The organism is Acidobacteriota bacterium, from assembly GCA_021161905.1.
Lineage (GTDB): Bacteria > Acidobacteriota > B3-B38 > Guanabaribacteriales > JAGGZT01 > JAGGZT01.
The window spans coordinates 1-10,292 of record JAGGZT010000019.1; the positions used below are offsets into that span (position 1 = coordinate 1).

At 49.5% G+C, this 10,292-nt stretch carries 7 protein-coding genes and 2 pseudogenes; 7 read left to right on the top strand and 2 right to left on the bottom strand.

Annotated features, from left to right (window positions below):
• The 4 genes and pseudogenes from J7L64_03490 to J7L64_03505 form a co-directional block, all read left to right on the top strand.
• On the top strand, positions 1-546 hold a 546-nt coding region (locus J7L64_03490), incomplete at its 5' end, for an aminopeptidase P family protein (GenBank protein ID MCD6451419.1).
• 184 nt (positions 547-730) lie between these two features.
• Positions 731-2,725 carry a protein kinase gene (locus tag J7L64_03495; GenBank protein MCD6451420.1) on the top strand — a complete coding sequence of 665 codons (1,995 nt, stop codon included), beginning with the start codon at positions 731-733 and terminating at the stop codon, positions 2,723-2,725.
• Positions 2,616-3,065, top strand: a pseudogene (locus J7L64_03500) (SUMF1/EgtB/PvdO family nonheme iron enzyme). Before J7L64_03495 ends, J7L64_03500 begins: the two are co-directional and overlap by 110 nt.
• Before the next feature lie 49 nt (positions 3,066-3,114).
• Positions 3,115-3,534 (top strand): annotated as a pseudogene (locus tag J7L64_03505) (PspC domain-containing protein).
• Positions 3,535-3,754: 220 nt separating this feature from the next.
• Here the strand turns inward: J7L64_03505 and J7L64_03510 are convergent.
• The gene (locus tag J7L64_03510; protein ID MCD6451421.1) at positions 3,755-4,060 is read right to left on the bottom strand and encodes an MTH1187 family thiamine-binding protein; all 306 of its coding nucleotides are present in this window, start codon (positions 4,058-4,060) and stop codon (positions 3,755-3,757) included.
• 52 nt (positions 4,061-4,112) lie between these two features.
• Positions 4,113-5,828 carry an amidohydrolase gene (locus J7L64_03515; GenBank protein MCD6451422.1) on the bottom strand — a complete coding sequence of 572 codons (1,716 nt, stop codon included), beginning with the start codon at positions 5,826-5,828 and terminating at the stop codon, positions 4,113-4,115.
• Positions 5,829-6,064: 236 nt separating this feature from the next.
• Here J7L64_03515 and J7L64_03520 point away from each other — a divergent pair, with 236 nt between their 5' ends.
• The 3 genes from J7L64_03520 to J7L64_03530 form a co-directional block, all read left to right on the top strand.
• Positions 6,065-7,060 (top strand): GDP-mannose 4,6-dehydratase, encoded by a 996-nt coding sequence (locus tag J7L64_03520; GenBank protein MCD6451423.1) that lies wholly within the window; start codon positions 6,065-6,067, stop codon positions 7,058-7,060.
• An 8-nt stretch (positions 7,061-7,068) separates the two neighbouring features.
• Complete coding sequence (locus tag J7L64_03525) at positions 7,069-9,474, top strand: sulfatase-like hydrolase/transferase (GenBank protein MCD6451424.1); 2,406 nt, start codon at positions 7,069-7,071, stop codon at positions 9,472-9,474.
• A gap of 72 nt (positions 9,475-9,546) precedes the next feature.
• Positions 9,547-10,292, top strand: a 746-nt coding sequence (locus J7L64_03530; GenBank protein MCD6451425.1) for a hypothetical protein, incomplete at its 3' end; no start/stop codon positions are given.

A 10,292-nucleotide genomic window follows, 5' to 3' on the forward strand; every position in this document is an offset into this window, starting at 1 on the left:
ATACCCCACAACTACGGAGGGGAGGAAACGGTCCTTTCTCTTGGCGCTCCCATCGTCTTCGATATGTTTCCTAAGGATCGGCGATCAGGATACTTCTTCGACATCACCCGCACCTTCTTCCTCGGTAAAATCGGGAAAGAGGAAGAAAGGATATACTCCACGGTAAAGGAAGCGATGACGCTCATAATGAAGGAGATAAGGGTGGGAATGAGTGGGGCGGAACTATACCATCTGGTATGTGATTTCTTCGAAGCGAAGGGGTATCCTTCCTTGCGGGGTGATCCTGCTATCACCTCCGGCTTCGTGCACTCCCTGGGCCACGGGGTTGGGCTCGAGGTTCACGAACCGCCGTTTTTAGCCTCTGCCCCTCGAGGGGATCAAGAAATAACCCCAGGGATGGTCTTCACCATAGAGCCTGGACTCTATTTCCCGGAGCAAGGATTTGGGGTACGGCTCGAGGATGTCCTATACATAGATGAGAAAGGAGTTGCAAAATCCCTTACCTCATTCCCCAAAGAACCCCTCATAAGGATCGGCTCAATTTAGCTTTACTTTTAAGCATCTTAAAGGTAAAATAGGACTAATCCCGCTGGGGCTGAGAGGGAGGTTTTCTCTATTGTAGATGAAGGAAATACCGATCGCTCTTCACCATTGCCAGTATGGAGGAATTTAATGCGGGAGGTTGTTTGCTCTAAATGGAAATCTCACAAACCCTTGGGGGTTCAAGGGGATGAAGATATGTCCTAATCCTTCCTGTCGTCATATCCTCCCTGATAATTATAAATTCTGTACCCGCTGTGGTACCCCTCTCCCAGAGACAGAAATAGGCAAGGACCCTCTTATCGGGGAGGTAATCGGAGGGAAATACAAGATAACCAAAGGACTGGGACAAGGGGGAATGGGAAAGGTTTATCTCGCGATAAACCTCAACATCGATCGCTTGGTGGCGATAAAGATCCTTGCTCCCAACCTTCTCTCCGATTCTGCCTCCCTCAAACAGTTCCAGCGGGAGGCAAAGATATTAGGAAGACTTTCCCATCCCAACATAGTTTCGGTCCTCGATTACGACCATACCCCCTCTGGTATCACCTACTTGGTGATGGAATACATCCCGGGGATAAATCTGGGAAAAAAGCTGAGGGAGGAAGGATTAATTCCGCCTAAGGTAGTAATCGAATACACCATTCACATCTGCCGTGCCCTCTCCTATGCCCATAAAAAGGGGGTGATTCACCGCGATCTGAAACCGGGGAATATTATGGTGGTAAGGGAAGAAGGGAAAGAAGAAGAGGGGATCAAGATACTCGATTTTGGCATCGCCAAGATAAGGGAGATCTCCGGAGAACGAGGGGTTACCTTCGCTACCGGAACGAAGATGGTCTTTGGCACACCGGAGTATATGTCCCCAGAACAGGCGAGGGGAGAACGGGAACTCGATGGAAGGAGCGATATATACTCCTTAGGATGTGTGATCTACGAGATGCTCACCGGAAGAACCCCCTTTGTCGCCGACAACTTTGTAGGCTATATAACGAAACACCTCACCGAGCCCCCACCAACCCTGAGGGAGATAAAAGAGGATCTCCCCATTCCCTATTCCTTCGAAAATCTTCTCCTAAAGATGCTCGCCAAGGAGAAAGAAAAACGCCCTCAGGGAGCAGATGAAGTTATCGAAGAACTGGAGAAAATAAAGAAAGAACTTTCAACACCGACGGAACGAATAGAGAAAAAGAAGATAGAATCCATCCTTACTAAACTGAGGGGAAAAACCTCCCCTTCGGCGAAAAGGGCAGTTGCTATGCTCGGTAGGCTCCCAAAGAGTATAGGAAACTTCCTAAAGACGAGGAAACCGCTTCTAACGCCTCGAGCTGGCATCTATCTTCTACTTGTTCTTATCGTAATCGGGGGGGTTTTGGGGATTGTCGAAGGGGTGAAACGACTCCCTCGTGGTGGGGTAGAAAAAACACCGCCTCCGAAAACTGCAAAGATAACATCTAAAGGATCGAGAACAAAAAAGGCTGTAATACCAATCAAGAAGAAAACCAAAGGGGAGAGAAGCGCTCTAAAAACGAAAAACGCCCTTTCTGGTACTACCTCCACCCTCTTTCTCGTCTGCGATCCATCAGGAACAAGGATCATTATCGATGGCAAACCCCGAGGTAAAACGCCGGAGATAATAAAACTTGCCTCGGGGAAACACCTCCTCGAGCTTAGAAGCAGGGGTTATGTCCCTCTACGGGGGAAAATAGAAGTAAAAGCAGGGAAGGAACTTCATCTTTATTATGAGCTTTTAAAGATACCTGAGGATATGGTCTATGTTCCCTCGGGAAGGTTTATAATGGGGAGCGACAAAAGAGAAATAAAAAGCCTCCACTCCTTCTTTCCCAGCATTGAAGGGGCACCAGAGAACGAGTATCCCAAGAGGAGGGTGTATCTTTCTGGCTTCCTTATCGACAAGTATGAAGTGACAAACGCCCTTTACCAGAGGTTTGTAAGGGAAACAGGACATAAGCCACCACCGGATTGGGAAAACGGGAGGGTCCCTGCGGGCAAAGAAGAGCTTCCGGTGGTGAATGTGGATCTCGCTGATGCAAAAGCCTATGCTCGCTGGGCAGGGAAGAGACTACCCACAGAGGGAAGAGTGGGAGAAAGCAGCTCGAGGGACAGATGGCAGGATCTATCCCTGGGGAAACAGGTTTATCAAAGAGGGCGGTTTCTTCCTTAGCTATCATCCCCCCTTCGATTATCTTGATCCAGTCAAAGTAGGTTCCTTCCCTAAAGGGAAGAGCCCTTATGGCGCCTTCGATATGGCAGGAAATGTCTGGGAGTGGACCAAAAGCCACTACCTTCCCTATCCGGGAAATAGAAGAAAGGTCGGAACCTACAGCAGGAAGTTGATTGTCATCCGAGGAGGGGGACATAATTCGATGTATATGATAAATGGGAAGCCTATCGACCTCTCCTCATTCAACAGCAGGTGTGCCCGAAGGATGGGAGTTCCTCCCAATACAAGGACGCAGTATATAGGATTCCGTCTGGTGAAGGATATCCCTTACCCTCATTAGCGAACCAATGAGGTGAAAAAATCGTTATAATGAAGGAAAAGGAATAAAGATGGCGAATGAGGAAAGGAAAACCGGGACAAAAAAGCTTTACCGCTCCCGAAGGGATCGGATGATAGGTGGCGTATGTGCTGGGCTTGCAGAATACTTTGGGCTGGATGTAACTCTAATCCGAATTATCTTCCTCGTCTCCATCCTTTTTGGAGGAACGGGTATTCTAATCTACCTTATATCTATAATCGTAATACCCGAAAACCCAGAGGAAAAAGAACACCCTTCCCCTCGAGAGACGGAAAGAAAGCCTGCAGAAACCTCGCTACTTTGGGGGGCTTTGCTTATCGCCGTTGGGGCGATGTTCCTCCTCGACCGAATGGACATTATCCCTCTTGACTACTTCTTCAGCTTCCGCTATAGCTTTCGCCTCCTTCTACCTCTCTTCCTCATACTTATAGGGTTATTTATCATTGTAAGGAAAGAAAACGGCTCTAACAATGGGGAAAGGAGGCTATACCGCTCAGAAAAGGACAAGATGATCGCCGGTGTTGCTGCGGGAATGGGACACTACCTCCGAATAGACCCCGCGCTAATGCGGATCATCTGGGTGATAGGAACCATCCTCACCCATGGGATAGGGATAATCATCTATCTGATACTCGCCATCGTCCTCCCTAAGAAACAAGAGGAAACGGAGGCTACTTCTTAACCTCCCTCCCCAGTATCCTCTCTACCGATTCTATCTTCCCCTTCAGTCTTCCCTTCTTTCCCGCCCTATCATCGATGGTAATACTCGTTATCACCCGATTGCACTTCTCCCTCGTCTTCTTATGGCATTTAGTGATGAGGGCGATCACCTCGTCCCATTCCCCTTCAACGATGGTGGACATCGGGGTGAGGCGATAATCTAAACCGCTACTCTCAATTATCTCCATAAGGTCAGCCACATACTTGGAGAGGCTCTCACCAACACCGATCGGTACTATGGTGAATTCAACAAGCATAATCTCACCTCCTTCCTTGATAGCGAAAGCTTATAAAGCTCCCTTTTCCCAATCAAAATCTGGCATCCGGGGCTTTATACACCACCTTCCCCCCTACTATGGTAGCAAGGGCTTTCACCTTCCACAACTCATCCTCGGGCACGGACATAATATCTTTATCCAAGATGGTAAAGTCGGCGAGCTTCCCTTTTTCTATCGATCCCTTTATCTTCTCCTCGAAAGCAGCGTAGGCGGCGTTTATGGTGAACATCTTAAGCGCCTCCATCCGGGAAACGCACTGTTCCGGATGCCAGCCACCGGGGGGCCAACCCTTATGGTCCTTCCTCGTTACTGCAGCGTAGATCCCCCACAGAGGGTTCGGGGACTCCACTGGGGCATCGGAGCCACCAGCTACTATCACCCCGGCATCGAGGAAGCTTCGCCAGGCGTAAGCATACCTCAGCCGATCAGGACCAACCCTCTTCTCCGCCCAATACATATCGGAGGTAGCATGGGTCGGCTGCATCGAGGCGATTATTCCCCATTTGGCGAAACGGGGGATATCCTCCGCCCGGACGATCTGGGCATGCTCTATCCTGAAACGAGGGTCCTTCACCTTCACCGTCTTGAACGCCCTCTCATAAAGATCTAATGTTATCGCGTTCCCCTTCATCCCGATGGCATGAGTGCATACCTGAAATCCAGCCCTGAGCGCCTTCACCATCAGATCGTAGGTTTTTTCCGGGTCAAAGGTTAAAAGACCACAATTTCCTGGATCATCGTTGTACGGCTTGAAGAAGAGGGCACCCCGGGAGCCAAGCGCCCCATCGGCGAAGAGTTTGAAGCTCCTTACCGTAAGTCTATTCCCGCCATAGCCCACCTCGGGACCTATCTTAAGGTAATGTTCCGCTGCCTTACTGAAACCGGTGATCATCGCATAGATGCGGAAGTCGAACCTGCCAGAATCGATCAACTCCTTGTAAGCCCTTATCTCCTCAAGTCCAATGCCTGGATCGTGAGCCGAGGTGAGACCAAAAGCCAAACATTCCCTCATCGCGATAAGGGCGTTTTCCTTCTTATCCTCATAGGTAAGCGGAGGGACCAATCGCTCTACCAGCCCCATAGCGGAATCGACGAAGACCCCGGTGGGTTCGCCCTTTTTATCCCGCAATATCTTCCCACCGGGAGGATCAGGGGTATTCCTGGTTACCCCTGCCATCTTGATGACAACCGAATTTACCCAGGCAGCATGCCCATCGATCCGGGTGAGGAGCACGGGATTTTTCGGAGCAACCCTATCGAGGTCGTAACGGTTGGGGAATTTCCGTTCTCTCTTGGGCCAATCGTTCTGATCCCACCCCCTGCCCCGGATCCATTTATTTGGAGGAGTGGTCTTTACCTTCTCCGCCACCATCTTCAAGATGGCTTCCTTGCTCTCAGTGCCCACCAGATCGAGCATCCTCTTCGTATTTCCGTAGCTCATAAAATGAAGATGGGCGTCGATCAATCCAGGGACTACTGTTTTCCCTGCAAGGTCGATAACCTTCGTCCCCTTACCGATGAACCTTCGCACCTCCTCGTTTCTCCCCACCTTGATGATCCTACTCCCCATAACCGCCACTGCCTCGGCTTTAGGGTTAGCATCGTTCACGGTGATGATATTTCCGTTTAGAAGGACAAGGTCTGCCGGCGGATTGAGCTTTTCCTTACAGGAGCTAAGGGAGAAAAGAAAGCCAACAGCTAAAAAAGATACGATTAAAACCAATCCCTTTTCTCGGAGATAGTTCATCGATCCCCTCCTTAAGATGTGAAACATTCCTCCTCCTTATTTTAATACAGATAACGGGGAAAAATAAGCATAACCTTATCGTTGGCTCTCCTCAGGATTGGTGCCTAATTTTTGCCAGAGGTCTTAAATGGGAAAAGTAAATTGGTGAGCAAAAAATCGATATCGAATCACGCCATCTCCCTGAAATCAACAGGGGAACTATGGTATTATTGATAGCAGCGATCTGAGGAGATATATTGAAGGACGAGAAATCTTTCGAGCTTTCGGGAAAAAGGATACTGATCACCGGTGGCGCTGGGATGATCGGTTCGACCATCGCCCATCTCGCGGTAGCCGCCGGAGCCAAGGTAACCATCCTCGACGCCCTCCTTCCTTTATATGGGGGGAACCTCTTTAACCTAAAGGGGATAGAGGATGAGGTAAGGTTCGTTAAAGGGGATATTCGCCATTATCCCTTGGTTGAGAAACTCGTCTCAGAAAGCGAGCTTATCTACAACCTGGCTGCCCAGGTAAGCTATATCGATTCCGCCCACGATCCCTTCCTCGACCTTGAGATAAACTGCCGAGGTCATCTCAATGTGCTGGAAGCGGTGAGGAAGAAGGCGCCGGGAGCTAAAATAATCTTCTCGAGCTCCCGCTTTGTCTATGGCTCGATCGAATACACCCCGGTGGACGAACGCCATCCCCTAAACTGCCTGAGCATATACGGCATCCACAAGCTGGCAGCGGAAAAGTATTACACCTTCTACCACAAATATTACGGGTTGAAGACGGTCATCTTCCGCATAGCAAACCCATACGGGCCGAGACAGCAGATGAAACACAGCAAGTACGGCATCATCAACTGGTTTATCCGCCTCGCCTTGGAGGGAAAACCGCTCACCATCTTCGGCGAGGGGGATCAGATCAGGGATTACATCTTCGTCGAGGACTTAGCCCGGGGGATGCTCGCCGCCTCCTCTCCCACCCTTTACCACGATATATTCAATATAGGCTCTGGGGTGGGCACCCGTTTCCGGGATATGGTAAAGCTGGTGGCAAAGGAAGCGGGAGGGGCGAAGGTGGTGCACCTTCCCTTCCCCAAGAGCTACGCCTTTACCGAAACCGGGGATTATATAACCGATATCAGCAAGATAAAGAAAAGGCTCGGTTGGGAGCCAGAAACAAGCCTCGAAGAAGGGATAAGGAAGACGGTTGAATATTACCGTAAATTCAAGGACAACTACTGGTAGAAGGAAAAATGGGAGGAAAAAGGCGGAAGAAAAAGGGGAAAAAGCCATCCCCTCAAAAAGAGATATCTCCTTCACCAAAGGAGATAAAGCCAAAACCTAAGAAGGGTAGATGGCTTTTCATCGTTTTTCCCCTTCTTGTTATCGGGGCGATCTCGCTCATCCTACTTCCCCGATATATCGTCCCGAGGTCCAAATTTCCCAAGGCGAATCTCCTCCTCATCTCCATCGATACGATGCGAGCGGATTACCTGAGCTGTTATGCTGAAAGCGGGGTTAAGACGCCGAACATCGACAGGATCGCCAAGGAGGGAATACTTTTCAAAAATTGCTCTGCCCAGATACCGCTCACCCTTCCCTCCCACGCCACCCTCCTCACCGGGCGCTACCCAATGAGCCATGGGGTTTACGAAAACATCGGCTATATCCTGCCGGAGAAGATGACCACCTTGGCTGAGGTCCTCAAGAAAGCGGGCTATACCACTGCCGGTTTTATCGGTTCGGTTGTCATCGGTTCATCGACGGGGATCGCTCAGGGGTTCGATCTCTACGATGATACCTTCTCCCCTGAGGAGATATCGGCGATAAAGTTCGGCATCGCCGAGCGGAGGGCGGATAAGGTAGTCGATTCCTATATAAATTGGCAGAAGGATCACCTCGGGGATCGGTTCTTCGCCTTCGTCCACCTCTTTGACCCCCATGCCCCGTACGATCCACCCGAACCTTACCGCAGTCGCTACCAGAAGGAGAAAAACGGACCTTACCGGGGTGAGGTCGCCTTCACCGACGAGCAAATCGGGAGGATATACCAGTTCTTAAAGGAGAAAGGGCTCCTTAAAAAGACGATCATCGTCATCTCCGGCGACCACGGGGAGATGCTCGGAGAGCACAACGAGGCGGAGCATGGCTACTTCATCTATCATTCGGCGATAAATGTCCCCCTGATCATCCGTCTTCCTGAGGGAAACTACCGAGGGAGGAAGATAGAAGCCCAGGTGGGAAATATCGATATTATGCCCACCATCCTCTCCCTTCTCGACATTCCTGCCCCAAAGGAGGTGGAGGGAAAGAGCCTCATCCCCCTTATGAGGAAACCGAAGACGGAGTTCCCCCGCTATGCCTACTCCGAAAGCAGGCGGGCATATAACCATTTCGGCTTCGCCATCTTGAGGGGGATATGCGACGGGCGATACCACTATATCGATGCCCCGAAGCCAGAGCTCTATAACATAAAAAGCGATCCCTTCGAGGAGAGGAATCTATTCCAAAAGGAGAAGGAGCGTGCTAAAGCCCTCAAGAGGAAGATGGAGGAGATAGTGAGAGGATACAGCCGGGGCGAGGGATCCTCTGCTGAGGTGAGCCCGGAGCTTGCGGAAAGGATCCGCGCCTTGGGCTATCTCTCTGCTCCGGGAGCAAGGAAATGCAGGGGGAACCTACCCGATCCCAAGGATTTCATCGATATCTATAACGAGGTGCTCCTTGCCGGAAAGCTCGAGGAGGAGGGGAAATACGAGGAGAGCCTTAAAATAATCGATAAGGTATTGGAAACGCTTCCCGACAATTTAGAGGCACTTTTACTAAAAGGGCGGGTGCTTGTCGCGATGCATCGTTTCAATAAGGCTATCCCTCCTCTTACCAAAGTGGTCGAGCTCGCCCCAAAGAGATGGACCAAGATAACCGCACTTAGCCTTTTAGGGAAATGTTATCAGGAGATAGGTAAACTCGAAAGGGCGATCGCGGTGTACCGGGAGGTACTTGCCGGGAATTACTCCCCCAGCACCCTGGGTGCACTCATCAGGCTCTACAAGAAAAGCGGAAGGATCGGTGAGGGGAAGAGATATTTAGATGCCCTCCTCTCAAAGGGCAAGCTTTCCGCCAGCCGTCTTTTCACCATCGGCAATATGTATGAGCTACTTAACGACTATAAAAAGGCGGAGGAGGTTTACCGCAAGGTGCTCGAGGAGAACCCCGCCCATTCCGGAGCGAGGAAGAAGCTCGCCTACCTCCTGAGTCGGAGGGGGGATCTCGCCACCGCCCTCTCCCTTCTTGAGGAGGGGAGCAGGATGTCCCCCAATGACGGGACCTATTTCCTTGAGATAGGGCTCATCTACGCCAGAATGGGACGGCTCTCCGAGGAGATCTCCGCTTTCAGGAGGGCAGTTGAGCTTTCGCCTAAACTTCCTCAGGCTTACTTCTATTTAGGGAAGGCGCTTCTCGACGCCAATAGGGACCCGAACGAGGTCATTGCCTTGGCGAAAAAGGGGCTTTCTCTTACCCCTTCCCCTTATTTCAAGCCGTTTGGGCATTATCTTCTTTCCGACGCCTATCTCCGGCTGGGGCGGAGGAAGGAGTCGGATGCGGAGTACCGCATCGCCAAGTCCTTAGAGGAAAAACTAAGCCGTCAACCCCACCCATAATACAATATATAGTATTTTACCTCTTGACAACCACTACATTAAGTACTATATTTATATCCGGGGTTAGTCGCGATGAGTGAAGATAAGAAAGACATTTTGATTCTGGGTGCTTCGGGTTTCGCTGGAGTAGAGTGTTGCGAATGGGGAGAACTTTATACCAGGAAACGACCTTACTCGGATAATCCCCTAAATATAGATGACTATAAATGGGTAATCCTTAATGTGACATCTTTGTACGACAATTTATATCTTGTTGGCGATCTTGCAGAGAAGATCAAAGAAGAATTAACCAGCCTACTCGATAATGGTGGGGAGTTGATCGTTCTCGCTTGTCCTAAACGAACAAAAAAAGTGGATAAAGATGGCAACCTTATTGATATTGACAACTACTTCTGGCTCCCCGATGATCTTCCCATCGAAATCGTTAACAAACAAGGCAAAAACATCAAAACTACATTTGAATTTCCCTGGGCAAAAGAATATAGGTCCTTTCTAAAAGGATACAACTTTTATATAAATGCCAAAACTCTACAACCTATCCTCGTCATCACTGACGAAAATGGTATATTAATAGACAGGAGGCGCATCGAGCCGATAAAAAAACCTCGGGAGACACTGAAACTTACAATAGATGGGAGAAAAAAATCAATACCAATATCAGAAGCACTAGCGAATGAAATAAATAACTCAAACAAGCAACTATGGATGAGAGAAATTAAGAAAATTCCCCTCATTACAACTAACTCTAATGCTCCTTTATCCATAAAATTACAATATTACTACTACAGATTAAAACCACCTTCTTCTAATGTTATAGA